General features: G+C 59.8%; 30 protein-coding genes. 9 read left to right on the top strand and 21 right to left on the bottom strand.

Going from position 1 to position 25,146, the window contains the following annotated elements:
* Nucleotides 1-60: 60 nt before the first annotated feature.
* Nucleotides 61-393 carry an I78 family peptidase inhibitor gene (locus BZK31_RS20290; protein ID WP_083184856.1) on the bottom strand — a complete coding sequence of 111 codons (333 nt, stop codon included), beginning with the start codon at nt 391-393 and terminating at the stop codon, nt 61-63.
* Nucleotides 394-716: 323 nt separating this feature from the next.
* On the opposite strand from BZK31_RS20290, the gene BZK31_RS20285 reads away from it, so the two are divergent.
* Nucleotides 717-911 (top strand): hypothetical protein, encoded by a 195-nt coding sequence (locus BZK31_RS20285; RefSeq protein ID WP_083184854.1) that lies wholly within the window; start codon nt 717-719, stop codon nt 909-911.
* Nucleotides 912-935: 24 nt separating this feature from the next.
* Here the strand turns inward: BZK31_RS20285 and BZK31_RS20280 are convergent, their stop codons facing one another.
* From BZK31_RS20280 to BZK31_RS20245, 8 genes are all read right to left on the bottom strand, one after another.
* Complete coding sequence (locus BZK31_RS20280; RefSeq protein ID WP_083184853.1) at nt 936-1,961, bottom strand: nucleoside hydrolase; 1,026 nt, start codon at nt 1,959-1,961, stop codon at nt 936-938.
* 40 nt (nt 1,962-2,001) lie between these two features.
* Nucleotides 2,002-2,406 (bottom strand): D-ribose pyranase, encoded by a 405-nt coding sequence (gene rbsD, locus BZK31_RS20275; protein WP_083184851.1) that lies wholly within the window; start codon nt 2,404-2,406, stop codon nt 2,002-2,004.
* Nucleotides 2,403-3,323, bottom strand: a complete 921-nt coding sequence (gene rbsK / locus BZK31_RS20270; protein ID WP_083184849.1) for a ribokinase — start codon at nt 3,321-3,323, stop codon at nt 2,403-2,405. The genes rbsD and rbsK overlap by 4 nt, the downstream gene beginning before the upstream one ends.
* 30 nt (nt 3,324-3,353) lie before the next feature.
* Nucleotides 3,354-4,370: a LacI family DNA-binding transcriptional regulator gene (locus BZK31_RS20265; RefSeq protein WP_083184848.1), complete on the bottom strand. Its 1,017-nt coding sequence runs from the start codon at nt 4,368-4,370 to the stop codon at nt 3,354-3,356.
* Between the two features lies 1 nt (nt 4,371).
* The gene (locus BZK31_RS20260; protein WP_083184846.1) at nt 4,372-5,364 is read right to left on the bottom strand and encodes an ABC transporter permease; all 993 of its coding nucleotides are present in this window, start codon (nt 5,362-5,364) and stop codon (nt 4,372-4,374) included.
* A complete protein-coding gene (locus tag BZK31_RS20255) occupies nt 5,361-6,914 on the bottom strand; it encodes a sugar ABC transporter ATP-binding protein (RefSeq protein WP_083184845.1) in 1,554 nt (517 codons plus the stop codon). The genes BZK31_RS20260 and BZK31_RS20255 overlap by 4 nt, the downstream gene beginning before the upstream one ends.
* Before the next feature lie 54 nt (nt 6,915-6,968).
* Complete coding sequence (locus BZK31_RS20250) at nt 6,969-7,889, bottom strand: sugar ABC transporter substrate-binding protein (RefSeq protein ID WP_415639781.1); 921 nt, start codon at nt 7,887-7,889, stop codon at nt 6,969-6,971.
* Nucleotides 7,890-8,094: 205 nt separating this feature from the next.
* Nucleotides 8,095-8,319, bottom strand: coding sequence for a YgdI/YgdR family lipoprotein (locus BZK31_RS20245; protein ID WP_083184843.1), 225 nt, complete (start codon nt 8,317-8,319; stop codon nt 8,095-8,097).
* Between the two features lie 190 nt (nt 8,320-8,509).
* On the opposite strand from BZK31_RS20245, the gene BZK31_RS20240 reads away from it, so the two are divergent.
* From BZK31_RS20240 to BZK31_RS20230, 3 genes are all read left to right on the top strand, one after another.
* Nucleotides 8,510-8,710, top strand: coding sequence for a DUF1654 domain-containing protein (locus tag BZK31_RS20240; RefSeq protein ID WP_087881685.1), 201 nt, complete (start codon nt 8,510-8,512; stop codon nt 8,708-8,710).
* Nucleotides 8,711-8,714: 4 nt separating this feature from the next.
* The gene (locus tag BZK31_RS20235) at nt 8,715-9,416 is read left to right on the top strand and encodes an endonuclease (RefSeq protein WP_083184839.1); all 702 of its coding nucleotides are present in this window, start codon (nt 8,715-8,717) and stop codon (nt 9,414-9,416) included.
* 277 nt (nt 9,417-9,693) lie between these two features.
* The gene (locus BZK31_RS20230; protein WP_083184837.1) at nt 9,694-9,933 is read left to right on the top strand and encodes a DUF6555 family protein; all 240 of its coding nucleotides are present in this window, start codon (nt 9,694-9,696) and stop codon (nt 9,931-9,933) included.
* A 71-nt stretch (nt 9,934-10,004) separates the two neighbouring features.
* On the opposite strand, the gene map is transcribed toward BZK31_RS20230, so the two are convergent.
* From map to BZK31_RS20205, 5 genes are all read right to left on the bottom strand, one after another.
* Entirely contained in the window at nt 10,005-10,796 is a 792-nt protein-coding gene (gene map, locus BZK31_RS20225; protein WP_083184836.1) for a type I methionyl aminopeptidase, read from the bottom strand.
* Complete coding sequence (locus BZK31_RS20220; RefSeq protein WP_083184835.1) at nt 10,793-11,035, bottom strand: ParD-like family protein; 243 nt, start codon at nt 11,033-11,035, stop codon at nt 10,793-10,795. The genes map and BZK31_RS20220 overlap by 4 nt, the downstream gene beginning before the upstream one ends.
* Before the next feature lie 74 nt (nt 11,036-11,109).
* On the bottom strand, nt 11,110-11,436 hold the full coding sequence (locus BZK31_RS20215; protein ID WP_083184833.1) for a helix-turn-helix domain-containing protein: 327 nt from the start codon (nt 11,434-11,436) through the stop codon (nt 11,110-11,112).
* Nucleotides 11,437-11,548: 112 nt separating this feature from the next.
* Nucleotides 11,549-11,746: a hypothetical protein gene (locus tag BZK31_RS20210; protein WP_083184831.1), complete on the bottom strand. Its 198-nt coding sequence runs from the start codon at nt 11,744-11,746 to the stop codon at nt 11,549-11,551.
* A 197-nt stretch (nt 11,747-11,943) separates the two neighbouring features.
* Nucleotides 11,944-12,975 carry an Ldh family oxidoreductase gene (locus tag BZK31_RS20205; protein WP_083184860.1) on the bottom strand — a complete coding sequence of 344 codons (1,032 nt, stop codon included), beginning with the start codon at nt 12,973-12,975 and terminating at the stop codon, nt 11,944-11,946.
* A 222-nt stretch (nt 12,976-13,197) separates the two neighbouring features.
* Here BZK31_RS20205 and BZK31_RS20200 point away from each other — a divergent pair, with 222 nt between their 5' ends.
* Both BZK31_RS20200 and BZK31_RS20195 read left to right on the top strand, forming a co-directional pair.
* Nucleotides 13,198-14,232, top strand: coding sequence for a FecR family protein (locus BZK31_RS20200; protein WP_083184830.1), 1,035 nt, complete (start codon nt 13,198-13,200; stop codon nt 14,230-14,232).
* Nucleotides 14,233-14,464: 232 nt separating this feature from the next.
* On the top strand, nt 14,465-14,845 hold the full coding sequence (locus tag BZK31_RS20195; RefSeq protein ID WP_083184828.1) for a Fe2+/Zn2+ uptake regulation protein: 381 nt from the start codon (nt 14,465-14,467) through the stop codon (nt 14,843-14,845).
* Between the two features lie 18 nt (nt 14,846-14,863).
* Here BZK31_RS20195 and BZK31_RS20190 read toward each other — a convergent pair whose 3' ends face one another.
* Entirely contained in the window at nt 14,864-15,052 is a 189-nt protein-coding gene (locus BZK31_RS20190) for a hypothetical protein (RefSeq protein ID WP_083184858.1), read from the bottom strand.
* A gap of 251 nt (nt 15,053-15,303) precedes the next feature.
* Between BZK31_RS20190 and BZK31_RS20185 the strand changes: the two genes are divergently transcribed.
* On the top strand, nt 15,304-17,115 hold the full coding sequence (locus tag BZK31_RS20185; protein ID WP_083184825.1) for a monovalent cation:proton antiporter-2 (CPA2) family protein: 1,812 nt from the start codon (nt 15,304-15,306) through the stop codon (nt 17,113-17,115).
* A 1-nt stretch (nt 17,116) separates the two neighbouring features.
* On the opposite strand, the gene BZK31_RS20180 is transcribed toward BZK31_RS20185, so the two are convergent.
* From BZK31_RS20180 to moaB, 6 genes are all read right to left on the bottom strand, one after another.
* Nucleotides 17,117-18,538 (bottom strand): efflux transporter outer membrane subunit, encoded by a 1,422-nt coding sequence (locus BZK31_RS20180; RefSeq protein ID WP_083184823.1) that lies wholly within the window; start codon nt 18,536-18,538, stop codon nt 17,117-17,119.
* Nucleotides 18,535-19,584, bottom strand: a complete 1,050-nt coding sequence (locus BZK31_RS20175) for an HlyD family secretion protein (protein WP_415639780.1) — start codon at nt 19,582-19,584, stop codon at nt 18,535-18,537. Before BZK31_RS20175 ends, BZK31_RS20180 begins: the two co-directional genes overlap by 4 nt.
* 27 nt (nt 19,585-19,611) lie before the next feature.
* On the bottom strand, nt 19,612-21,156 hold the full coding sequence (locus BZK31_RS20170) for an MFS transporter (RefSeq protein ID WP_083184820.1): 1,545 nt from the start codon (nt 21,154-21,156) through the stop codon (nt 19,612-19,614).
* 178 nt (nt 21,157-21,334) lie between these two features.
* A complete protein-coding gene (locus BZK31_RS20165; protein WP_083184818.1) occupies nt 21,335-22,261 on the bottom strand; it encodes a glycosyltransferase family 2 protein in 927 nt (308 codons plus the stop codon).
* An 89-nt stretch (nt 22,262-22,350) separates the two neighbouring features.
* Entirely contained in the window at nt 22,351-23,562 is a 1,212-nt protein-coding gene (locus BZK31_RS20160; protein ID WP_083184817.1) for a molybdopterin molybdotransferase MoeA, read from the bottom strand.
* 6 nt (nt 23,563-23,568) lie between these two features.
* Nucleotides 23,569-24,108: a molybdenum cofactor biosynthesis protein B gene (moaB, locus tag BZK31_RS20155; RefSeq protein WP_083184815.1), complete on the bottom strand. Its 540-nt coding sequence runs from the start codon at nt 24,106-24,108 to the stop codon at nt 23,569-23,571.
* A 76-nt stretch (nt 24,109-24,184) separates the two neighbouring features.
* On the opposite strand from moaB, the gene mobA reads away from it, so the two are divergent.
* A complete protein-coding gene (gene mobA / locus BZK31_RS20150) occupies nt 24,185-24,790 on the top strand; it encodes a molybdenum cofactor guanylyltransferase MobA (protein WP_083184813.1) in 606 nt (201 codons plus the stop codon).
* Nucleotides 24,791-24,863: 73 nt separating this feature from the next.
* Nucleotides 24,864-25,088, top strand: coding sequence for a YgdI/YgdR family lipoprotein (locus tag BZK31_RS20145; protein ID WP_083184811.1), 225 nt, complete (start codon nt 24,864-24,866; stop codon nt 25,086-25,088).
* Nucleotides 25,089-25,146: the final 58 nt, after the last annotated feature.

Below are 25,146 nucleotides of genomic sequence, written 5' to 3'. Positions count from 1 at the left end.
TAAGTGAACAGCATTACCGTCATCGACGGGTTTTTTTTATACCTGGCGAAAACATACGGTTCAGCCGCAGTTGACGCGTACCACTTTGCCAGTGGCATCGGTATTAACGTTGACGCGTTCGGAACGGTACTCGAGCGTAATCATGTCGTTGGGGCCCAGGATGCGAGCATCCATGGAACCGGACCGACTGCGAACCTGGGTCAGCAACTCGATGGACGCCTGCTGACCGACGGCAAATTGCGCGGGCTCTGCGTCACAGCGACCCGGCACGGAGTTGCTCGCGGGGGTCTCGGCCTTGCTTGAGGCCTGGGGCGCCGGATCAGGCGTGCTGGCGCACCCTGCAAGCACCGACGTCACGACCACAAAACCCAATGTTGCGAATTTCCAGGGCATACACCCTCCTCTGCCAATGAACATTTCCAGACCTTGTGCGACCGCGACCCGCCGCAATGGTTGCACTCGATGCACCCCACGCGAGCGTAATCGAACACGCCTGCAAGCCGCGTGCAGTCTGCATCGCCTGGCAAGGTTGCGGGTCGGCAAATCGTCACAAAACGTTTTCAGCCACAGCACTGGTCGCCTTTTCCGACCGAAATTGATGCCTGAGCAGGCGTGTCAAACGGCTTGCGGAATGGTTTACTGCACGGACGGAATGGACCACGGGCGATGCACAGCCGCCTGCACGATGCGGTGCTTTTTTTGCAGACGAGACAGACATGACAGCGATTTCAATCGATGCGGACATCAAGGCCAAGTGGCCCCAGGGGCATTGCTCGCACAGTCCGGGCACGCCGGAGGAACTGATGATCATCGCGGTTGACCTGCTGATCAAGGAACTGGGCACCGAGGGTGCCCGAGCCTTCATCAGTCAGGTATGGAGCCGATACGCCACGGCGGAACTGCCCGCCTGACGGTACTCGACCCACTATCCGAAGTTATTTCAAGCGGGAAAGACGCTCGGTCAACAGGTCAAAAAAGCCCTGAGCGTCGCCGTTCTCGACCCAGAACACATTTTGCGGCTGTTTGAGCGTGCCATACCAGTCAGCGACGGTCTGACCGAAACCTACACCTTCACGACTGTCGATGGCCACATTGATCTGTCTGCCGGAAAACAGTTCAGGCTTGAGCATCCAGGCGATGACGCTGGCATCGTGAACCGGGCCACCGGGCAGACCGTAATGCTCCATATCCAGCTTGACGTATTCATTGAGAATGCCATCAACCAGCTTGCCAGCCTGATTATTCAACGCGGCGATCTGCTGCAGGCGCTTTTCGCTGGTGAGAATCTTGTGAGTCACATCCAGCGGAACGTAGGTCAGTTTCACACCACTGGCCAAGACGATCTGCGCCGCGTGCGGGTCGGCGAAAATATTGAATTCGGCCGTCGGAGTGATATTGCCGCCGTTGAAATGCGCGCCTCCCATCACGATCACTTCCTTGATGCCTTGAGTGATTTCAGGTGCCTGCACAAGCGCCAGTGCAAGGTTGGTCTGCGGGCCGAGCATGGCAATGGTAATGCTGTGAGGCTTGGCTTTGGTCAAGGTCTGTATCAGGTAATCGACGGCATTACCTTGGGCCAGTCCTTTGGCAGGCTCATGTACCGGCACGCCCGGCAAACCTTCCTGACCATGCACATTTTCAGCGTAGATCGGCGTCCGCACCAATGGCCTGGGTGCCCCGGCGTATACCGGAATCTCTTCACGGCCAGCCCACTCACGCGCTAGCCGGGCGTTACGCGAGGTCTTGTCCAGACGCACATTGCCGGCCACCGTGGTAATGGCCATCACATTGAGTTCTTCCGGCGAAGCCAGAGCCAGCAGCAAGGCCACCACATCGTCCGCACCAGGATCGGTGTCGATGATCAGGTCACGCTTTTCAGCGGCCTGCACAGCGGTCGTACCCAGAATGGACAAGAGCAGCGCTCCCCGAATGAGTTGTCTGGAAAACTGTATCAACGTCATGTGAAACTCCCTTTCTTGAATACCTGCCCAGGCCGGATGCCTAGAACACAACTCCCGACACCAACGCGACGTTGCTGTAGGGCTGACACTCGCCAGTACGCACGATGGCCTTGGCCTTACGACTCAGAATCTTCAGATCCTCGTGACTGATCCAGCGCTGATGCCCCAACTGGTCCTCAAGGTTCAGGCTCTCGATAACCTGCAGCGCAGGAGGTTTCACCTCGGCCATTTCGTTGGCCAGGACGTGACTTTCGACCTGCATCTCGCTCAACACGACATCCAGCACACTGACAAAATCGGGTACGCCGCGCGTCAATGCCAGGTCGATCAGCTCAACACCTGGCGGCACGGGCATTCCAGCGTCGACGATCATCAGCACATCACCATGCCCCAGCGACGCAATCGCACGGGACAGGGCGATATTGAGTAGCGGTGTCTTTTTCATGTTGGATTGAATCCTTGTACTTCCTCGAACGTCGGAATGGACGGCTGCGCACCGGCACGGGTGACCGACAACGCGGCGGCAGCCTGACCAAAGCGGATGGCCTGCGCTTCGCTCTGCCCTTGGGCGAGTGCGGCCGCAAAACCACCGACAAAGGTATCACCTGCGGCGGTGGTGTCCACGGCCTTCACGCGACGCGCCGGAATATGCTCCACGCCAGAAGCCTTGGCAAACAGCGTACCCTGCTCGCCGAGCGTGATAATCACATTGCCCACGCCCGCCGCCAGCAAGGCCGCCGCCGCTTTTTCGGCCGACGCTGGAGAGTCGACGCTGATCCCGGTCAGGGCCTGCGCCTCACTCTCGTTGGGGGTCAGGTAATCAATCAGGCCATACCACTTCGCAGGCAGCGGCCCGCTGGCCGGCGCCGGATTCAGAATGACGGTCTTGCCCAGCTCACGGGCGCGCGACAAGGTATGGAAAACTGTTTCGACAGGCACTTCCAGTTGACAGATGATGATCTCGGCACCAGCCAGCAGCGCATCGAAGCGCTCGATCAACGCGGGCGTCAGCTGACCGTTGCCACCGGCGACAATGACGATTGCATTCTGGCTGTTGGCATCGACCACAATCGAGGCGATCCCGGTGGAGACACCCTCGACGATAGTTACCGCCTGGCAATCGATGCGCTCGGCCAGCAACGCCGCCCGCAGCTGCTCACCGTAAGCATCCGCGCCCACGCAACCGATCATGGCCACGTCAGCGCCCAGACGCGCCGCAGCGACGGCCTGATTCGCGCCCTTGCCGCCCGGAACGGTATTGAAGGTCTCTCCGGTCAGCGTTTCGCCAGGACGCGGCAGACGTTGGGCACGGATCACCAGATCCATGTTCAGGCTGCCTACTATCACTATTTTTGCTTGCATGGCTCGTTCACTCGTTACTGTGCGTGCTCGTCATTGATCGGCAGCGTTGTTCAGGGCAGCCGTGGACTCGCGCACCACGACACAGGGCGTCACCAACCGCTTGAGGACTGGAGACGCGTGAGGTTGCGCAATTCTGTACAGCAGCATTTCAGCGGCGGTTTCACCCAGTTGCATGATCGACTGGCCCACGGTCGTGAGCGCCGGGGAGACGTAGCGACTGACTTCGATATCGTCGAAGCCCACCACTGACAGGTCGCGCGGCACGCTGATGTTGCGTTCGGCAGCCGCGCGCAGCACGCCAATGGCGATGACGTCGTTGCCAGCGAAAATCGCCGTGGGTTTGTGTCCGGCCAGCAAACCACCTGCGGCCTCATAACCAGCGGGACTGGTGAACTCGCTGTGCACGGCCAGGCCCGGCGCAATTTCGACGCAAGCCTGCTGCATGGCGCGCCGATAACCGGCCAGACGCATCTCGGCGACCAGGCTGTTGCGCGGTCCACCGATGCACGCGATGCGCCGATGCCCCAGGTCGAGCAGATGGCGCGTGGCCAGATAGGCGCCTTCTTCGTGATCGATACGCACCATGTCCGCCTCGATACCGTCCAGCTCGCGGTCGACGATCACCAGCGGAGTACGGACATCCATGAGCCCGCCTGCGACCGTGGTGTCGCCGCCCACCGAGGAGACGATCAGGCCGTCTACCCGCTTCTCCAGCAACACCCGCAGATAACTGCGCTGTTTGTCCGGGTTGTCGTCGGAGTTGCAGAGGATCACGCAGAAGCCGTTACGCTCGCAATAGTCTTCGATACCTCTGGCCAACTCGGCGAAATACGGGTTCATCCCGTTGGGGATCAGCAGACCGATAGTCGACGTACTCTTGGCCTTCAACGAGCGGGCCACGGCACTGGGCACATAGTCCAGTTGCGCAATAGCTGCCTCGACCTTGAGCCTGACCGGCTCGCTCACTGGCCGGGTCTTGTTCAGCACATGGGAAACCGTTGTGTAGGAAATCCCGGCCAGTGCGGCTACGTCCTTGATGGTTGCCATGTCAGCCCTGTCGCCGCGCCCGGTGACTGCGGTACGTATCCAGCACCACGGCAATCACGATCACTGCGCCGGTGATGATGCGCTTGGTGGGTTCGGTCGCACCGATCTGTGCCAGACCTGCGGCGAGTACCGAGATGATCAGTACGCCGAAGAACGTGCTGATGATCGAGCCGCGCCCACCCATCAGGCTGGTGCCACCGATGACCACGGCGGCAATCACTTGCAGCTCAAGACCGGCGCCGGCATTCGGGTCGGCCGCTTCCAGCCGCGAGATCTGGAACAGCGCAGCGACACCGGCCAGCAGGCCCATCAGCGAGAACACCAGAATCTTGTAGGGCTTGGGATTGATGCCTGCCAGGCGTACCGCTTCTTCGTTAGTGCCGATGCCGATCAAGTAGCGACCGAATACCGTGCGTGTCAGCACGGCCTGAGCGATAAAGATAACCAGCAGCGCGATGATGAAGGACGGCGAAATCCCGAATGCCACCGGATCGGAGAGCCAGGCGAAGGAATCACCGATGTAGGCCGTGCGCGAATTGGTCATTTGATACGCCACGCCGCGAGCCATTTCCAGCACGCCCAGCGACACGATGAACGACGGGATGCGCCATGCAACGGTAATGGAGCCGGTGATGGTGCCGGCCAACGTTGCGCAGGCGATACCCAGCAGTGCAGCCGGAAATACGCTCCAGCCCCACCCCAGGATCGCCACGCTCACGGCAGAAGCCGCCAATGCCAGCACCGAACCCACCGACAGGTCGATACCGCCGATGATCAGGATCAGGGTCATGCCGACGGACAATACCATCAGGTCGGGAATCTGGTTGGCCAGGGTGCTGAAGGTCTGATACGACAGGAAGTGATCACTGAGCAGCGAAAACAGGACGATCATGGCCAGCAAGGCACTGGCCAGTCCGAGGTAGGTGCCGAGACCGAAGTAGTTGCCGCCGCGACGGGCCGGCAGAGTCAGCGTCGGGGATGTAGTGTTTTTCATGGCTCGTTCCTGGGCGCGGCTTCGTTGAGCAGCGCATCACGTTTCTGATAACCGGCAAAGGCTGCGGCCAGCAATTGGTCCTGACTCCAGTTGTCGCGCTCGAACGTATCGATCAGGCGACCGGCCGACAGCACGCCGATGCGATCACAGATCAGCATCAGTTCGCGCAGATCGCTGGACACGACCACCAGCGCCCTGCCCTGACGGGTCAGTTCGCCGAGCAGCGCGTAGATATCGAATTTGGCACCGACATCAATGCCTCGGGTCGGCTCGTCAAACAGCATCACCGGGCAGTCACGCTCCAGCCAGCGACCGATCACTACTTTCTGCTGATTGCCGCCGGACAACTCCGAGACCAGTTGCGTGGGGCTGGAACTGCGAATGTGCATGGCATCCACCTGGCGTTGCGCGAGCTTGAGCTCATCTGCGGCATTCACCACGCCCGCGTTCGAAATCGCTTTCATGTTGCCCAGCGCAATATTGGCGCTGATCGACTGCGACATCAGCAAACCTTCGCTCTTGCGGTCTTCGGTGATCAGGGCGATGCCGTGCTCGACAGCATGGGCGGGCGAACGAATGGCGACGGCCTGCAACGGCTGCCCCACCTCGATCGTGCCGCTGTCAGCGATGTCTGCTCCGTAGACCAGGCGTAACAGTTCGGTTCGTCCGGCACCGATCAACCCGGATATCCCATAGATTTCGCCACGACGGACTTCGAACGAAACGTCCTGAACCTTGCCCTTGCGGCACAGCGACTTGACCGACAGCGCGACCTCGCCAATCTGGCGAGCGCCCATATCAATGTGTTCACCCAGTTCGCGACCGACCATCAACGTGACCAGTTGCTCGCTGTTGTAACGCGAAATCGGCTCGACGCAGACCAGCTTGCCGTCCCGCAATACCGCAATGCGTTGTGAGACCCTGGCCAGCTCTTCGAGGCGGTGGGAAATGTAAATGATCGAAACACCACGGGCCTGCAGACGTGTGATCTGCTCGAACAGCATCTCGACTTCACGCGAGGTGAGCATCGCCGTGGGCTCATCGAGAATCAGCACATGGCAATCGCCCGTGAGGTTGCGGGCGATTTCCACCATCTGTTGGTGGCCGATGCCCAGATCGCCGACCAGCGTATCGGGGTCGATGGCTTCCAGGCCGACCTGCGCCATGGCCTTGATTGCGTTCTCGCGCAGGCGCTTACGGTCGATCCAGCCCGCACGCCTCGGCAGATCGTCCAGAAACAGGTTTTCGGCGACGGTCAGGGTCGGCAGCAGATTCAACTCCTGCATGACCATGCGCACTCCGAGCTTTTCCGCCTGGGTACGATTGGCAGGCTGATAAGGTTGCCCCTGGAACTGCATGCTGCCAGTGGTAGGCGTGACCAGCCCGCCGATGATTTTGGACAGGGTGCTTTTGCCGGCACCATTTTCCCCGGTCAGGGCCAGCACTTCGCCGCGCATCAACGTCAGGTCGACATCGCCAAGCACGGGTTGAGCGTAGGTTTTACCAATGCCACTGACCGAAAGAACAGCCGTCTGAGCAGACGCTGACATACGTTTCTCCCAGCGCCTGCCCTGTTCGGGCAGACGCCTTTCACTGGGTGTGGATCAAGGTTGGGTAACGAGTTCGACCGGCGTTTCGATAACGCCCTTCTCGTTGGTATCGACCTTCTCGCCCTTGACAGCCTTGAGCGCGGCCTCGATACCGAACACGGCCTGTTTGGCAGCGTACTGGTCAGCGGTGGCGAGGACTCGACCGTCCTTGAGCATCGGCTTGATGGCGTTGATGTTGTCGTAACCCACCACCATCACCTTACCGGCCTTGCCTGCCGCACGCACGGCCGAGACAGCGCCCAATGCCATGCTGTCGTTACCGGCCAGCAGCGCTTTGAGGTTCGGGTATTCATTGAGCATGGCCGACGCTACGGCGTTGCCCTTGTCGATTTCCCAATTGCCGGATTGCACCGAGACGACCTTCATCCGGGCTTTGTCCATGGCGTCCTTGAAACCTGCAGTACGCTGTTGAGCGTTGGTGGTGGTCGGCACGCCTTCGATGATGCCGACCTCGTCACCTGCCTTGAGTCTGGTAGCCAGGTAGTCGCCCACTTGAGCGGCGCCCTTGCGGTTGTCCGGGCCTACAAACGGGATTTGCAGGTTCTTGCCTTTGAGCACGTCAGCATCGAGCTGGTTGTCGATGTTGACGACCTTGATACCGGCATCACTGGCTTTCTTCAGCACCGGAACCAACGCTTTGGAGTCAGCGGGCGCGATGACCAGGGCATCGACCCTGGACACGATCATCTGCTCGACGATGCGAATCTGGTTCGCCGTGTCGGACTCGTCCTTGATGCCGTTAGAGATCAGATCGAACTCGCTGGCATGTTCTTTCTGATAGGCCTTGGCGCCGTCTTCCATGGTCAGGAAGAATTCGTTGGCCAGGGATTTCATGACCAGTGCGACTTTGGGTTTTTCAGGGGTCTGGGCGTGTACGGCCGAGAGGGGAACGACTGCCGCAAGGGCAGAAAACATGGCGACAGCGAGAAGGCGTCCAGCGAATGGCAGCTTCATGAGTTCATCTCCGATCTTGTGATTATTGTTCGGGCGAACGGCGCAGTTTCCATCCATCAAGGTGACTGCGCAAACGTTTGCGAGAAGCGAACTATGAAAAATGTCGCACGCTTTGTCAATCGACGAAATCAAGTGTGCCCAGAGCATTGCTCGGGGCAGCGCTGTCTCACTCTTCAGGCTTTACCGTGGCCACTTCATCGGCCTTGATTCGAATGGTTTTGCCGGAGATATCTTCGAACTCATAGAACCCATCCCGGCTCTTGGTCTTCGGTGCATCCTTGGTGATGTACTGCGTACCGTCCTGCAACGTGACGACCGATGGCGTAGAACAGCCGCTCAGCATGAGCGAGGCGATAACAACGGCAGGCAACACCAGCATTTTGACGTTCATGTTCACTCCTGAAAGATGACGAAAGGGTCGGTTAAACGATACAGCCATCCGAAGACACCGGAAACATTATCCTACATAACTGTTGCACAAGATCCGACACTGAAATACTGTACGCACGTACAGCTTATTCAGGGGCTTTTCCGTGGCAAACCACTCCGCAACGACCTCCGTTCCCGACGCCTATCAGCGCATGGGCATCCGGGTACAGAAGATCATCAACTCGCCGACCGCACAGAAGTCCAGGGCCGCCCTGCTCTTTCGTCTGCAGGATGAGTCGGAAGACGATTGGGCCCAGCTCCTCGAAGAAATAGCAGAGAACGACAACGTCACCCTCGCCTGGCGTGATGACGGTGGCGTGCAGATTTTCTGGACCGTGCCCAAGGAAGACTGACGGCATGATGTACAGAGCTTCTGCGTCGTTTTGCATTGCCCTTCTAGCCTCTTCTGTCTGCACCGCTTTCGCCGATGCCCCGCGAACGTTCAGTGAAGCAAAGAAAGTCGCCTGGGGTCTGTATGCTCCACAGTCGACCGAATTCTACTGCGGGTGCAAATACAGCGGTAATCGGGTCGATCTGGCAGGTTGTGGCTACGTGCCGCGCAAGAATGCCAACCGTGCCAGACGCATCGAATGGGAACACATCGTACCGGCCTGGCAGATCGGTCACCTGCGCCAGTGCTGGCAGAATGGCGGGCGCAAGAACTGCACGAAAAACGATGCCGTCTACAAAAGTGCCGAGGCTGATTTGCATAATCTTGTCCCTAGCATCGGCGAGGTCAACGGCGACCGAAACAACTTCAGTTTCGGCTGGATTCCAGAGCAGAAAGGCCAATACGGTTCGTGCCTCACCCAAGTGGATTTCAAGGCCAGAAAGGTCATGCCACGGCCATCCATACGCGGCATGATCGCCCGCACTTATTTCTACATGAGCAAACACTATAGTCTGCGGCTGTCACGCCAGGACCAGCAGCTTTATCAGGCCTGGAACAAGACCTACCCTGCCCAGGCATGGGAGCGTCAGCGCAATCAGCGAGTGGCCTGTGTGATGGGGCACGGCAATGAATTCGTGGGTCCGGTAGATCTCAAGTCGTGCCGTTGAAATCCCTTCGTTTGAGCAGTTATCCAGCACTTTCCAACGCGAATGAATGTGGCTCAATGCCACTTATCGGATGACTGTTCACCTCTGCTCAAAACGGTGTAATTCTCGTTTCGCCCCTCCAGAGACAGCAGTCCGATCAAGGCCACTAGCAACAGTGCAAGCCTGTATCGATCTCGAAATGAAGTTGCAGCCCAAGGCTCGCGCCTGAAGCCGCCCAGTACCCCCCACGTACTCATTTTAAGATGGCGTCATGTGTACGCCTTGCAGGCAGGTAACGATGAATCAAACGGAATTTGAAATTCACTATCGGTTCAAGGGTGAGACCCGCTGCTTTCTCCACCAGGCGCCGCAGTTGTGCCAGAGCGACGCGCTGCATTGCGCCACCTTGCATGCGGGTGTCGGCACGGTAAGTGATCATATCGCCGCCGGACCGATTCGATTGGCGACCTTGCAGGCTCAAGGCTTTGGCGTCACTGAAGTGCACTGGAAGCGCTGTACGCTTCCAGATCGAAGCTGACCCCTTTTACACGCAATAAAAAACGACCTTTGCAGAGGTCGTTTTTTTTTGGGCGCGATGACGAGATCAACTCATATCGCGGGATAGCTCCCGGTGCCTTCAGGCCACGGTGTCAGCAATTCGAAACCTTTCGCCGTCACCGCCACCATGTGCTCCCACTGAGCCGACAACGACAGGTCACTGGTCATGACCGTCCAGCCGTCTGGCAGGGTCTTGGTGCCCGCCTTGCCTGCATTGATCATTGGCTCGATGGTGAACACCATGCCTTCCTTGAGTTTCAGGCCTTTGCCCTGGGTGCCGTAATGCAGCACCTGCGGCTCTTCATGATAGGTGCGCCCGATACCATGCCCGCAGTATTCGCGCACCACGCTGAACCCTTCGCGATGGGCGACACTCTGGATTGCGTAGCCGATGTCACCCAATGTCGCACCGGGGCGTACCGCATGTATGCCGGCGCGCGTGGCCTCGTAGGTTGTTTCGACCAGACGTCGGGCCAGTGGACTGACTTCACCCACCAGATACATGCGGCTGGTATCGCCGTACCAGCCATCCTTGATGACCGCCACATCGATATTGACGATATCACCGTCCTTGAGAATGTCGGACGCCGAAGGAATGCCGTGACACACCACCGCATTCGGAGAAATACAGGTGGTCTTGGTGAAGCCGTGATACCCGACGTTTGCCGGAATCACCTTGAGTTCCTTGACAATGTATTCGTTGCAGATGTCATCCAGCGCCTCGGTGCTGACGCCCGCCTTGACGTAGGGTGTGATCATCGCGAGCACATCGGCGGCGAGCCGGCCGGCAATACGCAACTGGACGAGATCCTGCTCGGTCTTGAGGGTGATTGCGCGACTCATGAGGCCGCCTTGGACAACTCGGTCACTTTGAATGATTGAGTGGCCAGAACCGTGCCGTCGGTGTCTTCGAGACGAATCAGCATCTGGCAGATTTCGCTGTAGTCCAGTGTCGGATGCAGTTCCGCAAGCATCCCGATGCGCATCCAGTGTACCGCCTGCGCGTTGATGGAACGGTTCAATGCGGCGCTGGCAGAGCGCAGATTCGCATGCATGTGTTCAGAAATTTTAACGAGACCCATGGTTCATCTCCCTTCGAATATACGAAGCATATACGTTTCGTATATTTACAGGCAACCGGGCAAGGCTCAAATAATCAGTCGAGACGCTTGCACAAGGACAGCGCCAACCGATTGATGACACTTTGATCATCCTGGCTGAGCGATCTGAAACGCAGAATGATGTCTTTCTCGGCAGCCGAAAGTGAATCCATGCATACGGGCAGCCTTTCCCCGGAGAGCACATAGAGCACGTCGACGCCCTTCTCACTCAATGCCACCAGGTAAGTGGAACGGGGCAAGCGCTTGCCATTTTCATACTTGCCTTGCGCGTTGACCTCGACACCACCAATGGCTGCAAACTCACGTTGCGAAAGCCCCAAGATCTGGCGCTCCTGTTTCAGCCGCGCGCCGAAATCTTTCATTTGGATGCACCTAAAGCGAAATGGCATCCATCACGATACGCTGCATCGCGTACACGTGTTGAGATATCGGGCGTTTACCTGAAAGCTGCCAGCGGCTGCAGTAATTCAAACGCTATTCGGCAGCGCGAGCGTCGCGGTACTCACTGCCCGCCTGAGCCGCAGCAACCACCATGGAAACCTGAGCTTCGTATGCGTTGAACTGGCGCAGCGCTGCAGCAAGGGCCAGGAAATCCTCACGCTGCATTTCGTTGACCGGCGCATTTGTGCGAAGCGAATGAACGGCCGGGCTATGCGCTGATTTCAGGGACATGGACACACCTCTTTGTATTTACTGGTTATGCATACAGTATTTATATTGAGAGGCTATTACAAGACAGGTTGCGACGAATGGTCCGGAAATTTTACAGCTGACAGTCACTCCCCCACTCGTTGATGACCGAGGGCACACAAAGTAGAAATCGCGCCGACGATCAATAAGGGGTGGTATTAAAAAACAACGATAGACGATCACAGCCCCGCAAGCGACCGCAAACGCAGCACATCGCTCTGCTTGAGCGAGATGCCTTCGGCAACCGACCTGGCTCGCTCGACGTAACGACGATCCCCCGGCATGCGTGACTGGCCAACGCCGTGAAGCTGACTTACCAATTCCTCGCTGCGCTGCGCAAATGACCGGCCGCCGCCTTTATCAGGATCAATGACGATCATCAGTTGGCCAGTCCAGGGCGTCTGGGCACCGGGATGTTTCGACCAGTCGAATTCGAACGAAAAATGTCCGCCGGTCAGACCTGCCGCCAGCAGCTCGACCATCATCGACAGCGCCGACCCTTTATGGCCACCGAACGGCAGAAGCGCCCCGCCCTCCAGAATCGCTTTGGGGTCACAGGTTGGTTGACCGTCTCGGTCCACGCCCATGCCTTCGGGCAGCAGATGCCCCTCACGCGCTGCGATCTGCACATCACCATGAGCCATGGCGCTGGTCGCCAGGTCGAAAACCAAAGGCGCCCCGCCTGAACGCGGCGCCGCGAAGGCGATGGGGTTAGTGCCGAACAAGGGTTTCTGTGCGCCGTGGGGTACGACGCAGGTCATGCTGTTGACCATGCTCAACGCGACCAGCCCCTGCTCGGCGAAAGGTTCGACATCCGGCCAAAGCGCGGCGAAGTGGTGAGAGTTGCGAATGGCCAGAATCGCAATGCCAGCGCTGCGGGCTTTCTCGATCAGCAAGGGCCGTGCTGCTGCCAGCGCAGGCTGGGCAAACCCGTTGGCGGCGTCGACCCGCACGAAAGCGGGCGCGACATCCTCGACACAGGGCACCGCCTTGCCATTCACCCAGCCGCTGGCCAGCGAAGACATGTACCCTGGAATCCGAAAGATACCGTGGCTATGCGAGCCGTCGCGCTGGGCGCTGGCGCAATTGTTGGCCAGCACATTCGCCACATCAAGTGAGGTGCCGTGAGCGAGAAACACACTCTGCAACAGATCGGTCAATTGATCGCAGGAAAGGGTCAGGGTCGAGTCATCGGGGTGAGAAGCGAGCATCTGAAACTCCGGGGTCAGGACAGTCATGGACAAGCGCAGGGTCGCAGTGATCAAGAGTAACGTGCCAAGGCCTTCAGAAACACTCCCGCCGCGCGATACATCAATGAGAGCCGATCACATTCACGAAGAATTAAGTCCGGGTTGATACATTGGAACTGCCCGATGTTCTTTCTTGCCCGCATCCAAGGGTAGAATGCGCCAACGGTAAGCACCGGAGAGCCCATGAACGAACCTAGCCTCAGCGAAGCAGAACACGACGAGATCACCGATGCTGCCGCGCATTGGTGCATGCGACTGCACGCTGACGACTGTTCGCTTGCCGAGAGAAAACTGTTCGACCAATGGCTCAAGGCTCATCCGCTGCACGCGATCGAGTTTCAGGCCATGCAAGACGTATGGGACATGTCCGGGCAGATCGAACCGGTCACTCCTGCACCTCTTACTGCATCCGTTGCGCCAGGCGGGGCACCGGCCAACGCTGCGCCTCGTAGCACTCGCAACTGGCGTCCGCTTGCCATGGCAGCCACCGTTGCGGCACTGGCGGTTCCGGTTGCAGGCTACATTGGCTGGAATCAGGGCCTGATTCCCAACGCTTATCAGACCTACTCCACCACCGATGCCACACGCCTGGTGACGATGGACGATGGCAGTCGGGTAGAACTGGACCTGGGCACTGAGCTGACTTACGCCAACTACAAGAACCGTCGCAGTGTCACGCTGAAAAAGGGCGAAGCATTTTTCGAGGTCAGCCACGACGTCACTCACCCGTTCGTGGTGGATGCCGGTCAGGGAAGCATCAAGGTGACTGGTACGCGCTTCAACGTATGGACGTATCAGGACCAGGTACGGGTCATGCTCGTCGAGGGTTCGGTGCAGGTCAGCAGCGATCGTTCACAACCCGGTTCCGCTTATGCGCTCGACCCGGGCATGCAGGCCAGCTACAAATCCGGAGATCAGCGCCCCGGCATCAGTCGCACCGACGCGAATGACACCAGCCTGGCATGGCGCAATGGCAAGCTGATTTTCGATGACCTGCCGTTGAGCCAGGCACTGCCAATGATCAATCGCTACCTGCAGACGCCAATCCTGCTGGCGGACAACGCCACGGGAAAAATTCGCCTGGGCGGCACGTACAACACCCGCGACATTTCCAACCTGCTCGCTTCGCTGCCCAAGGTATTGCCGGTCTACGTCACGCAGAATCAGAACGGTAATCCGGTGCTCAACCGACGCATTGCCGAGACACCCAAAGGCTGACTTCCCGCTTCGAATGCCCGCCCCTGAAAAGGCGCAGGCCTCACATCCTGAAACACTCCTCTTGACTCGCGCCCTCGCCACGCGACACCCCTGCGCACAAAGGCTGCCGTACCGTGGCAAGGCTTGATGCGCAACTCTCTGCTATTTTTTTTCACTCGCAACTGAGGTTTTACGACGCTCGTTCGTCTTATTAGATGAGATTTGTTTAAAAAGCCTGAAAAGGAGTTTGCGCATGTTCAATCGTCAAGGAACAACGACCCGTACGATGCTCAGGCAGACGGCCATTTCTGCGCAGGCGCAATCGCCCAGTGCAGAGGTCGAACGGCCTGGCAACGACCATATCCGGCTGCTGCTCAAAAGCTTCGGCCTGCGCACCAGTCTGGTCAGGCTCAAGGTGCTGGATGCGCTGCTGGTATCCAATGAAAGCGGACAGTCGCTGGGCGTGCGGGGCGTGCACAGCCAGTTGCTCAGACTGGACGTGCCGCTGTCGTTCCTCAGCGTGCGTGAAGTGCTCAAGCGCCTGTGTGATGAAGGCGTGATTCACCTCAACGAGGACAAGACCTACAGCCTGCATCCCCGCGCGATGGAATGGCTGGGTGAGTCGGGAAACTGACCCGACCGCCGCCAGGACTCAGCGTTTGACCTTACGGCGCATGATTCCGTTGAGGATCACGACCAGCACCGCAACACCGATGGCAATGTACTGGAAGGTTTTTTCAGTGATGACACCACTGTTCTGCAGGTGCGACAGGCCCAGCATGATCGCCAGCACACTCAGAGCGATCAGAATCGAGTAAATCAAACGCTGCTTATTGGTCATTTCGGTTTTCCTGAATACGTCACGAACGGCATTGGCGCTGCGCAAATGCGCCGACATCTTACGCCGATGCACGGCCGATGGCATCGCCGGAATACGCTGTAGCAGCTATCCGCTCCCCCTCCTCGTCCTCCTTTGCATCATCATCAATACGATTGATGATCGTCATGCCGGATTCCGCGTTGCCGTGTAAAACTCACGTGGTTTAATGCGGACCTGTTTCAAATCGTTTCCCGTCATTGAAGGAGTTTCACATGCCCCATGAAGGCAGCCTGCTGCAGGCCGCAGTCGTGTTTCTATTCGCCGCCGTTATCGCCGTGCCATTGGCCAAACGCCTGAAACTGGGTGCTGTAATCGGCTATCTGGTCGCAGGTGTCGTGATTGGCCCATCGGTACTCGGGTTGATAGGAGATACCGAGAGTGTCAGCCACATATCTGAGCTTGGGGTGGTATTACTGCTGTTTATTATCGGCCTTGAGCTGTCACCGAAACGTTTATGGGTGATGCGCAAGGCGGTGTTCGGCGTGGGCATGGCGCAGGTGTTGTTGACCGGGCTGGTGATCGGCGTGGTCGCCCTGCTCGCCTTCGGCCAATCGTTGAATACAGCCGTGGTGCTGGGGCTCGGGCTGGCGCTGTCGTCCACTGCCTTCGGCCTGCAAAGCCTGGCTGAACGCAAGGAACTGAACAGCCCCCATGGGCGCATGGCGTTCGCCATTCTGCTGTTTCAAGACATTGCGGCCATTCCACTGATCGCTCTGGTGCCGTTCCTGGCCGGCGCGGACCATGCGACCAGCACCCAGGAAAGCATCAATCATGGTCTGCGCGTGCTGGGCAGTATTGCAATAGTCGTGGTAGGCGGACGCTATCTGTTGCGCCCGGTATTTCGCATTGTGGCCAAGACCCGGATTCAGGAAGTCTCGACCGCCACCGCCCTGCTGGTGGTGATCGGCACCGCGTGGCTGATGGAACTGGTCGGCGTGTCGATGGCGCTGGGCGCATTCCTCGCCGGTCTGCTGCTGGCTGACTCCGAGTACCGCCACGAACTGGAAGCGCAGATCGAACCATTCAAAGGTCTGTTGCTGGGGCTGTTTTTCATCAGTGTCGGGATGGGTGCCAACATCGGGCTGCTGTTCAGCGCGCCCTTGGTGGTGCTGGGTCTCACGCTGTTGCTGGTCGCGATCAAGTTGCCCTTGCTGTTTTTCATCGGCCGCACGGCTGGCGGCCTGAGCAAAAGGAGCGCCCTGCGCCTGGGCCTGGTGCTGGCAGCGGGCGGTGAGTTCGCGTTCGTGGTCTTCAAGATCGGCAACACCCAGGGACTGTTCGAAGCCGGTTTGTACGACATGCTGGTGCTGACCATCACCCTGTCGATGGCGATCACTCCCCTGCTGTTCATCGCCTTGGCACGCTGGATCAAGCCCAAGGCCAAAGTGGTGGAGGTGCCGGAAGAGTATCGCGACATCCAGACCGACAAACCCCGCGTGGTCATCGCCGGAATGGGCCGGATGGGACAGATCGTGGCGCGGATTCTGCGCGCCCAGAAGATCCCGTTCATTGCCCTGGACACGGCGGTGGAATCCATCGAGTTTTCCCGCAGCTTCGGCAACGTGCCGGTGTTCTATGGCGACCCGCTGCGCCCGGAAATCCTCAGGGCCGCCAAGGTGCAGGATGCCGAGTTCTTCATCATCGCGACCGATGATCCGGACATCAACATCAAGACCGCCGAACTGATCAGCAAGCTGTACCCGCACATGAAGATCATCGCCCGGGCGCGCAACCGGCAGCATGTGCACAAGCTGATGGATGCCGGTGCGCACGCGGTGCGCGAGACGTTCTATTCCAGCCTGGAGATGTCTCGCCAGACCCTGCTGGGCCTGGGCCTTAGCGAAGAGCAGGCGGACGCGCGGATCAGCCGCTTCAAGCGCCACGACGAACAGGTGCTCGCCGCGCAGCATGAAGTCTACGATGACGAAGCCAAAGTGCTGCAGACCGCACGCGAGGCACGCGTCGAGCTTGCCCAGTTGTTCGAAGCCGACCGCCAGGAAGAAGAAGAGGCCGCGAAGGCCTGACTTACCAGCCGCCGCCCAGGGCGCTGTACAGACCGACAAGGGCCTGCGCCTGAGTGGTGGAGCTCTGCACCCACTGTTCCTCGATGTCCAGAAGCGTGCGCTGCACGGTCAGGACATTGAGGAAATCCACCACACCTTCTTTGTATTGACGCTTGGCGGTGTCGAGTGCAATGCGGTTCTGGTGCACGGCGTCGTCCAGCTTGCGCTGCTGCAACTGACTCGCGTTGTAGAGACTCATGCTGTCATCGATTTCCTGCCAGGCGCGCAGGACGGTCTGCTGATAAGCCAGCGCCGCTTCCTGCTCCTGCGCTTCACGCAGACGAACCATGCCACGCAAACGTCCGCCTTCGAATATCGGCAGGCTCAGTTGCGGACCGATGCCGAACTGTCGCGATCCCCAACTGCCGAAATCGGACAACTGCAAGGCCTGAAAGCCGACATTGCCGGAGAGCACGATACGTGGGTAGAAGTCACCCTGAGCAACGCCAATGCTGGCGGTCGCGGCGTGTAGCCGCGCTTCAGCTCGCCGTATGTCCGGACGCCGCTGCGCCAGTTCGGAAGGCAGGCCCACGGGCACCGTCGCTGGCACCGCAGCCATGTCCATCGGGGTTTCCAGCTCACTCTGCAACGCTCTGGGCGACTGCGCGAGTAGCAGACTCAGGGCGTTGATCAGTCGCGACTGGCGTTGCTCGAGAATGGGCAGGCGAGACTCGACCGCCGACACCTGCGCGGCCGCTTCGGCCACATCCAGATCGGTCGCGACCCCACTACTCTGCCGGACCTTCGACAGGTCCAGACTGTTGCGCGACAGTTGCAGGTTCTGCCGGGTCACGGCCAGAACGGCCTGGGTGCCTCGCAGTTGCAGGTAATCCCTGGCCACTTCAGCCTGAAGCGACAGCAGCGCAGCGCGTCGATCATTTTCGGCCACGTCCACATTGGCGTCGGCAGCCTCTACCTCTCGCTTGACGCGCCCCCACAGATCGATCTCCCAACTGGCATTGAGGCCGCCGTCCCATTGGCTGAACGCCTCGCGCCCCTGATTGCCTGACGGGTCGTTCAGCCCTTCGGCGCTGTTGCGTTTATGCTGGTAGCCGAATTTGCCGTCCACACTCGGCACCTGCTCTCCAGCCACCACCTGACGCGCCGCCCGACTCTGCGCCAGCCGCGCCTCGGCCATCCTGAGATCGAGATTGGAAGCCGTCGCCCGGTCAATCAATGATGACAAGCGGGCGTCACGGAATATCTCCCACCAACGCACTTTATAAGGGGTGGTATTAATATGGCTGGCGGCCTGTTCTCCCTGAATGGGCAACCACTGCACATCGCTGCTCTGCGGCCGCTTAAAATCGTGCCCGACCTGGCAAGCCGACAGCGCGGCGATCAGCACCAGACTCACGCCGCTCGTTGCGATTGAACGGTTCACAGTGCACCGACCTTTTGATCACGCGGGGCAGATTGCGTGTCGATGCTGGCGTCAACCGACATCCCGACCCGCAACCGGGTGGCCAGCGGCTGCCCCGGTTCGAGGACGATTTTCACCGGAATACGCTGCACGACCTTGGTGAAATTGCCCGTGGCGTTGTCCGGTCGCACAGCAGCGAACGTCACGCCGGTGGCGGGCGCAATGCTCTGCACACGAGCCATCAGGACTTCGTCCGGGTAGGTATCGACCCGCACTTCGACCTCCTGCCCCACCTTGACGTGAGTCAGTTGGGTTTCCTGAAAGTTGCCCACCACATAAGCATCCGCCAGCGGCACCACCGACAGCAGTTTGCTGCCTGGGATGACGTAGTTGCCAACCCGTACCGCGCGCTCGCCCACCACCCCGTCGATCGGCGCAACGATGCGGGTGTAGGACAGTTGCAGCCGTGCCTGATCGAGCGCAGCCTGCGCATGCTTGAGTCCCGCTTCGGCGCTGTGCTGGCGAGCGGTGAGGATGTCGACCTGCTTGCGTTCGGCAACCAGCGAGGCGTCGGCACTGGCGTGATTGGCGTTGGCGGTGTCGATCCGGTTGCGGGCCTGTTGCGCGTTCTGCACGGTGCCGGCACCGGCGCCCGCTAGATGATCATAACGGTCGCGTTCCTGCTCGGCGAACCGGACAGCCGCAGTGCTGGCAGTCAATGCTGCCCGGGCCTGCTCGATCACGGCGCTCTGGCGCTGCAGCAGTGCGGTGACCTGCTCCAGTTCCGCTGCGGCGCTCAGCACGCCCGCTTCCGCCGAGGCCAGCGCCGTCTGCACGTCGCGATCATCGATCACCGCCAGCAACTGCCCCGCCTTGACCGGCTGATTGTCTTCGACCAGCACCTGACTGATGAAACCCGACACCTTGGGCGCCACCACTGAATAGTCGGCCGTGATAAATGCATCATTGGTGGTCTGACGCGTGCTGTCGCCGGTCAGCGTGTAAATGCCCAAACCGGCGAGCACGATGGCAACGCCGCATAAGGCCAGGGTCTGTTTTGAAGTCATGCTCATGGAAAAGGTCTCGACAGGGAATCAGTTCGTTGCTCGCGGCGGATAGACGCGCGTCGGCATCAGGGGAATCAGCAGGATCAGCCAGGCGGCCAGCCAGCCCATGCAGACGTACAGGTCGGCACTGGTCAGCACCACGGCCTGTTCATGCAGGCGGTGAGTCAGGGATGCGACCGAATCGTCGGTGGCCAGCCAGGGCGCGTTGCCCAACCGGTCCACCAGCACGTTGGAATGAAAGTGCTGACGCGCCGTGGTCAGTGCTTCGAGCACGCCGGTGGCGATGACTGCCGACAACCCGCGCACGGTGTTGAACCACGCCGAAGCGAACGGACCATCGGACGGTGCGATGCCGCCAGTGGCCTGCATCAGCAATGGCAGCACCGCCATGGGCTGAGCGATGATCTGCAACAATTGCAGGTGATAGAAGTTGTCGCGAATCCACTCGGAAGTCATCTGCGTGGCCAGTCCGCAATACAACGCCAGCAGCCCCAGCCCCAGGGCGAGCACCCAGCGGCAATCAATCCAGCGCACATTGCACAGCGCCGCCACCAGCGGCAGGGCGAGCAATTGCGGTAGCGCGACGATCAGCATCAACGGTGCGGTCTGCAACGGACGGTAACCATGCACCTGCGCCAGGTAGGACGACGGGATCGACGCCACGGCAGTCAGTACGATCAGCACGCCGCCCAGCGTCAGCAAGGCATGTGAAAGATTCAGCCCGGCCAGCAATTGCAGCTTGAAAAACGGCACCGGCGTGAACCATTCATTGATCATGAAGGCCACCAACAACAGCACGCCGCTGCCCAACAGCCAGCAAATCAAGCTGGACTCGAACCAGTCCAGGCGATTGCCCTGCAGAATGCCGATCACCAGCGCCGTAATGGCGGGCAGCCCGAGGATCACTCCACGCCAGTTGAAGGTTTTGAAGCGCTCCAGGCGCAACGGATCCTGCGGTATGCCGTGGGCGATAGCGATCATTGCCACCAGACACGGCGGAATCACCTGCCAGAAGGTCCACTGCCAGTTGAAATGCTCGGTCCACAACGCCGCCAGTGGGGTACCCAGGCTGGGGCCGAAAGTCGCTGTCAGGGCGTAACCGGCCAGGCCGTAAAGCTTTATGTCTGGCGGCAGAAAGCGCAGGGCAACGGTCATCAGCATCGGTGGCAAGCACCCCGCCGCCAGACCTTGCAGAATGCGCAAAACCAGCAAAACGGGGTAGTTGGAGGCCAAGGGACACAGCAGCCCCAACAGAATGAACGCAGTAATGGCGCCCAGCGTGAAGCGGCGTAAGGAAAGGCTGACCGCGAACCACGGCGCGAAGGCCATCGCCGCCACCGACGCGGCTGAATAGCCCGCAACCAGCCAGGTCGCTTCGTCAGCACCGATGAACATCGCGCCGCGAATATCCGCCATGGCGATGCGCGTCACGCCTTCGTTGATGCCGGCGACCAGCACGGCCAGCAGCACGCCCAGCAGACCAATGACAGTTTGCAGGCCAAACGTGGCCGCACCTGGCTTCATGGGCCGGGCGGCCGGGGCGGCAGCGTCGATGGCGGTGTAGGAAGACATGAATGACAGGGTCCGGAACGATGGAAAGCCCGGTCATTTTAAAAAACGTCGTCGCTCGGGAAAATTTACATTTGCACAGCGTATAAGTGCACGGGACGCACGTATGCAGTCCTATCGATGACTCTAACGTTGAGGACGACATGGGCGCCGGGGTGCGGCGAAGCCAGCGCATCAGGCATCACGCGTACGGACTGTCCCAATAGCGTTTGTACATGCCAAGGTGCTTTTTCAGCCCATTGGGCAGGCGTTTTTCTTGCTTGCTCAACTTGTAGGCCAGCAGCTTGACCGCGTTGCGCAAGAACGACATCGGCCACCACAAAAAACGCTTTGGCCCCAGAAAGGCCAGTTCAGACTTCACGTAGCGCATGCCCTCGCCCGCAATGCCGCCAAAGGTTTCGTAGATCCACGATTCGCGAGACTGGAACACGCCAATATCGAAATAGCGGCGAAACTCCTCACGCAGGCTGTAGTTGTGCGAATGGCGGCAAACGGCCGAACCTTCGTAAGCCACTTTCCAGCCGTCGATCAGCATCTTGGCGGTGACGTACATGTCTTCGGACAGAATCACATGCCGGGGAAAGCCACCGATCTCCACCAGCGCTTCGCCGCGATAGGCCGCGAACGAATTGGACATGAACGGGGTTTTGATGCCCAGCACCGGCGCGTCGGCAAGGGTCTTGATCTGCGAGGTCGGGGGATAGTTGAACAGCCGGGCATGTTGCGCCAGCAGATTCGCGTTCTTGTGCGGCAGCTGCCGCCCACACACTGCCCCGACCCGAGGATCGGCGAACGGCAGCAGGATATTGGCGATCGCGTCGATGTCTTCCACATACGCGTCCTGCGTCATGTAGACGTAGACGTCATAGTCGGGATGCAGATCGACCATCATCTGCCGGGTGCCACCGTGGTTGAAATCCCTGCTGTCGATGCGCATCACGTTCGCACAGCGCGAGCGCGCCAGTTCGAGCGTGCCATCCGATGAACTGGAATCGACGATCAGGGTGTCGAACGTTGCCGTTTGCGTGGCCAGAGAGTCCAGCAGGCGCTCCAGGTCCTTACGTCCGTTGTAGGTCGGGATGACACAAGCCACTCTCAATGACGCCATAACAATACTCCGGGGCGAAAACAGGATGCCCTACTTGTCAGCGTTGTTGAGGGTAGCTCATGACCGGCCGGCCGACCATTCGGATGAGGTCAACCCATGACCTCGCTCAAAGGAATGAAGTTGACCCAACCGCCCTCGTCCACCGTGGCTCCTTCGCGCACCTCAATCAGCCCGTCCGCCCACGCCGCGCTGCGCAGCACCCCGGAACTCTGGTTGCGATAAGGTACGGCCCGGCCTTGTTCCAGACGGCCGCGCAGGTATTCGCGACGGGTGCCCGGCCGGGTCCAGGCGAATCCGGCAGGCACGGGAAACTTCAGCGGCGTAACGTCGAGCACGCCTTGACGACGCAGCAGATAAGCGCGAGCCAGCAAAGCGAACGTGACCAGCGTCGAAGCTGGATTACCCGGCAGACCGATCACCGGCACGCCGCGAAAATGCCCGAATGTCAGCGGCTTCCCAGGCTTGATCGCCAGCTTCCACAGCGACAGCTCGCCTTCTTCGCGCAGCGCGTGGCCAAGAAAATCCGCCTCGCCTACCGACACACCGCCGGTGGACAGAATCAGGTCTACCCCGTGCAGGCCCGCCAACGCGGCTCGGGTCTGCGCCAGGTCATCAGGCAGAATGCCGGCGTCTAGCACCTCGCATTGCAGGCGGCGCAACCAACTGCACAGCAGCACCCGATTGCTGTTGTAAATCTGTCCCGGCCCGAGCGACTTGCCCGGCTCGATGAGTTCATCGCCAGTGGACAGCACTGCGACCCGCACACGCCGAACCACATCCACCGCGGCCAGCCCCAGCGACGCGGCCAGCCCCAGTTCGATAGGGCCAAGCCGCGTGCCGGTCGCCAGCACGGTATCGCCGATGCGGGTTTCCTGGCCTTGCGGACGAATGTTCTGTCCGATGCTCAGAGGCTCGGTGAAACGCACGCGCTGATCGGTCAGCACGTCAGCGTTCTCCTGCATTTCCACGCAGTCGGCGCCTTCGGGCAGTGGCGCACCGGTGAAGATACGGGCGCAAGTCCCGACGGCAAGGGGTTCGGGGGCCTGGCCGGCAAAGATACGCTGGCTGACCGGCAGCGGCTCGCCACGCCAGTCCGCCACACGCATCGCGTAGCCGTCCATCGCGCTGTTGGGCCACGGCGGCAGGTCCAGCGTGGACACCAGATCGGTGGCCAGCACGCGACCTTCGGCCTCGGCCAGCGTCACGCGCTCGCGTTGCCTGATGGGTGCTGCATCAGCCATTTGCAGCAGACGTGCGATGGCATCTTCGACAGGCATCAAGGCCTTTGGCTCAGCACTCATGACCTTTCAACCACGGGTTGCGCAGGGTTCGGCCTGCTTGAGGTGCGGAACGAAATTGCATGGACGAAACCGGGCATCCAGCTGCTGGGCCAGAATGCCGTCCCAGGCCGTGCGCACCGCGTTGGTGGAGCCTGGCAGACAGCAGACCAGCGTGCCGTTCGACAGACCGGCCAGTGCGCGGGACTGAATGGTCGAAGTGCCGATATCCGGCACCGAGATCTGCCGGAACAATTCGCCAAAGCCATCGACCTGCTTGTCCAGCAGGCACGCCACAGCTTCCGGAGTGCTGTCGCGTCCTGTAAAACCGGTGCCACCGGTGATCAGCACGACCTGTACCTGCTCGTCGGCAATCCAGGTCGCTACCTGGGCGCGAATCTTGTACAGGTCGTCCTTGAGCAGGACGCGCTCGATCAGGCCGTGACCGGCTTCGGTCAGGCGGTCGACGAACATCTGGCCCGAGGTATCGGTTTCACGGGTGCGGGTGTCACTGACGGTCAGCACAGCGATGTTCAGGGGTACAAAAGGTGTGTCAGCCTTCGCTTTCATGGCCTCGATCCGGTTGTTAAGGAAACAGGCCGGTGTTATATCACAGCACTCCTTTTCGCTGCCCGATGAGTCGTCGATGAACCCGCCCGCCACACTGCCGCCCTGCTCCATTCTGCTGCTTGCGGGCGGCCGCGGACAGCGCATGGGTGGCCGTGACAAAGGACTGGTCGAATGGCAGGGCGAACCGATGATCCAGCACCTGCATCGTCTGACCCGCCGGTTGACGGACGACCTGATCATCTCCTGTAACCGCAACATCGAGCGCTACGCCGCTTACGCCGACCGTGTGGTTCAGGACAGTGACACCGACTTCAACGGCCCTCTGGCGGGCATACTCGCCGCCCTGCCCTACGCCCGGCATGACGCGCTGCTGGTGCTGCCGTGTGACGTGCCGCTGATCGACAAGTCGTTGCTTCAGGCGTTGCGTGAAAAAGCGTTCACCTGCCCGGACAGCCCGGTCATGGTGCGCGAAGGCGAACATTGGCAGCCGCTTTTATGTATCATCCCCACCGCTCACGCTGCGACGCTGCAAGCCGCATGGCAGGCAGGCGAACGCAGCCCGCGACGGGCGCTGGCGCCCCTGCAACCGGTGGCCTTGCAACTGGAAGCCGGTGACCCCAGGCTCGCCAACCTGAACACACCCTGTCTACTGGCCGGGACAGGCGATAACCGACGCAAGTGACTGGTCATTGAACTTGCTGCGGGTGTATACGTCTTACGGTCAGTTAATCAAGAATCCATCTGGAGACACAGTAATGAAACAACGGACCCTTCCCGCTGCCTTTCTGCTTGCACTGGGCATCGCCACCCTGGCTGGCTGCGCATCGCCCACTGTGATCACTCTGAATGATGGTCGTGAAATCCAGTCTGTCGACACTCCGAAGTACGATGAGGACTCGGGCTTCTACGAGTTCAAACAGCTTGATGGCAAGCAGACCCGTATCAACAAGGATCAGGTACGTACCGTCAAGGATCTGTGATCCTCGCGCCACGTGACTGATGCGAAAAAACCCGCCTGGTGCGTAATGCTGTTCACTT

Source organism: Pseudomonas floridensis, from assembly GCF_002087235.1.
GTDB classification, from domain to species: Bacteria; Pseudomonadota; Gammaproteobacteria; order Pseudomonadales; family Pseudomonadaceae; genus Aquipseudomonas; species Aquipseudomonas floridensis.
This window is presented reverse-complemented; position numbering and strand designations above follow the sequence as displayed.

Bases quoted from the DNA above. Each gene is read 5' to 3' on its own strand.
- BZK31_RS20170 (WP_083184820.1), bottom strand. From the start codon at position 21,156: ATGTCTTCCTACACCGCCATCGACGCTGCCGCCCCGGCCGCCCGGCCC.
- BZK31_RS20235 (WP_083184839.1), top strand. From the start codon at position 8,715: ATGATGTACAGAGCTTCTGCGTCGTTTTGCATTGCCCTTCTAGCCTCT.
- BZK31_RS20195 (WP_083184828.1), top strand. From the start codon at position 14,465: ATGTTCAATCGTCAAGGAACAACGACCCGTACGATGCTCAGGCAGACG.
- BZK31_RS20205 (WP_083184860.1), bottom strand. From the start codon at position 12,975: ATGCTCGCTTCTCACCCCGATGACTCGACCCTGACCCTTTCCTGCGAT.
- BZK31_RS20220 (WP_083184835.1), bottom strand. From the start codon at position 11,035: ATGGGTCTCGTTAAAATTTCTGAACACATGCATGCGAATCTGCGCTCT.
- BZK31_RS20165 (WP_083184818.1), bottom strand. From the start codon at position 22,261: ATGGCGTCATTGAGAGTGGCTTGTGTCATCCCGACCTACAACGGACGT.
- BZK31_RS20175 (WP_415639780.1), bottom strand. From the start codon at position 19,584: ATGACTTCAAAACAGACCCTGGCCTTATGCGGCGTTGCCATCGTGCTC.
- BZK31_RS20255 (WP_083184845.1), bottom strand. From the start codon at position 6,914: ATGTCAGCGTCTGCTCAGACGGCTGTTCTTTCGGTCAGTGGCATTGGT.
- BZK31_RS20160 (WP_083184817.1), bottom strand. From the start codon at position 23,562: ATGAGTGCTGAGCCAAAGGCCTTGATGCCTGTCGAAGATGCCATCGCA.
- BZK31_RS20285 (WP_083184854.1), top strand. From the start codon at position 717: ATGACAGCGATTTCAATCGATGCGGACATCAAGGCCAAGTGGCCCCAG.
- BZK31_RS20145 (WP_083184811.1), top strand. From the start codon at position 24,864: ATGAAACAACGGACCCTTCCCGCTGCCTTTCTGCTTGCACTGGGCATC.
- BZK31_RS20250 (WP_415639781.1), bottom strand. From the start codon at position 7,889: ATGTTTTCTGCCCTTGCGGCAGTCGTTCCCCTCTCGGCCGTACACGCC.
- BZK31_RS20260 (WP_083184846.1), bottom strand. From the start codon at position 5,364: ATGAAAAACACTACATCCCCGACGCTGACTCTGCCGGCCCGTCGCGGC.
- rbsK (WP_083184849.1), bottom strand. From the start codon at position 3,323: ATGCAAGCAAAAATAGTGATAGTAGGCAGCCTGAACATGGATCTGGTG.
- BZK31_RS20240 (WP_087881685.1), top strand. From the start codon at position 8,510: ATGGGCATCCGGGTACAGAAGATCATCAACTCGCCGACCGCACAGAAG.
- map (WP_083184836.1), bottom strand. From the start codon at position 10,796: ATGAGTCGCGCAATCACCCTCAAGACCGAGCAGGATCTCGTCCAGTTG.
- BZK31_RS20290 (WP_083184856.1), bottom strand. From the start codon at position 393: ATGCCCTGGAAATTCGCAACATTGGGTTTTGTGGTCGTGACGTCGGTG.
- BZK31_RS20230 (WP_083184837.1), top strand. From the start codon at position 9,694: ATGAATCAAACGGAATTTGAAATTCACTATCGGTTCAAGGGTGAGACC.
- mobA (WP_083184813.1), top strand. From the start codon at position 24,185: ATGAACCCGCCCGCCACACTGCCGCCCTGCTCCATTCTGCTGCTTGCG.
- BZK31_RS20215 (WP_083184833.1), bottom strand. From the start codon at position 11,436: ATGAAAGATTTCGGCGCGCGGCTGAAACAGGAGCGCCAGATCTTGGGG.
- BZK31_RS20185 (WP_083184825.1), top strand. From the start codon at position 15,304: ATGCCCCATGAAGGCAGCCTGCTGCAGGCCGCAGTCGTGTTTCTATTC.
- BZK31_RS20210 (WP_083184831.1), bottom strand. From the start codon at position 11,746: ATGTCCCTGAAATCAGCGCATAGCCCGGCCGTTCATTCGCTTCGCACA.
- BZK31_RS20265 (WP_083184848.1), bottom strand. From the start codon at position 4,370: ATGGCAACCATCAAGGACGTAGCCGCACTGGCCGGGATTTCCTACACA.
- rbsD (WP_083184851.1), bottom strand. From the start codon at position 2,406: ATGAAAAAGACACCGCTACTCAATATCGCCCTGTCCCGTGCGATTGCG.
- BZK31_RS20280 (WP_083184853.1), bottom strand. From the start codon at position 1,961: ATGACGTTGATACAGTTTTCCAGACAACTCATTCGGGGAGCGCTGCTC.
- BZK31_RS20190 (WP_083184858.1), bottom strand. From the start codon at position 15,052: ATGACCAATAAGCAGCGTTTGATTTACTCGATTCTGATCGCTCTGAGT.
- moaB (WP_083184815.1), bottom strand. From the start codon at position 24,108: ATGAAAGCGAAGGCTGACACACCTTTTGTACCCCTGAACATCGCTGTG.
- BZK31_RS20245 (WP_083184843.1), bottom strand. From the start codon at position 8,319: ATGAACGTCAAAATGCTGGTGTTGCCTGCCGTTGTTATCGCCTCGCTC.
- BZK31_RS20200 (WP_083184830.1), top strand. From the start codon at position 13,198: ATGAACGAACCTAGCCTCAGCGAAGCAGAACACGACGAGATCACCGAT.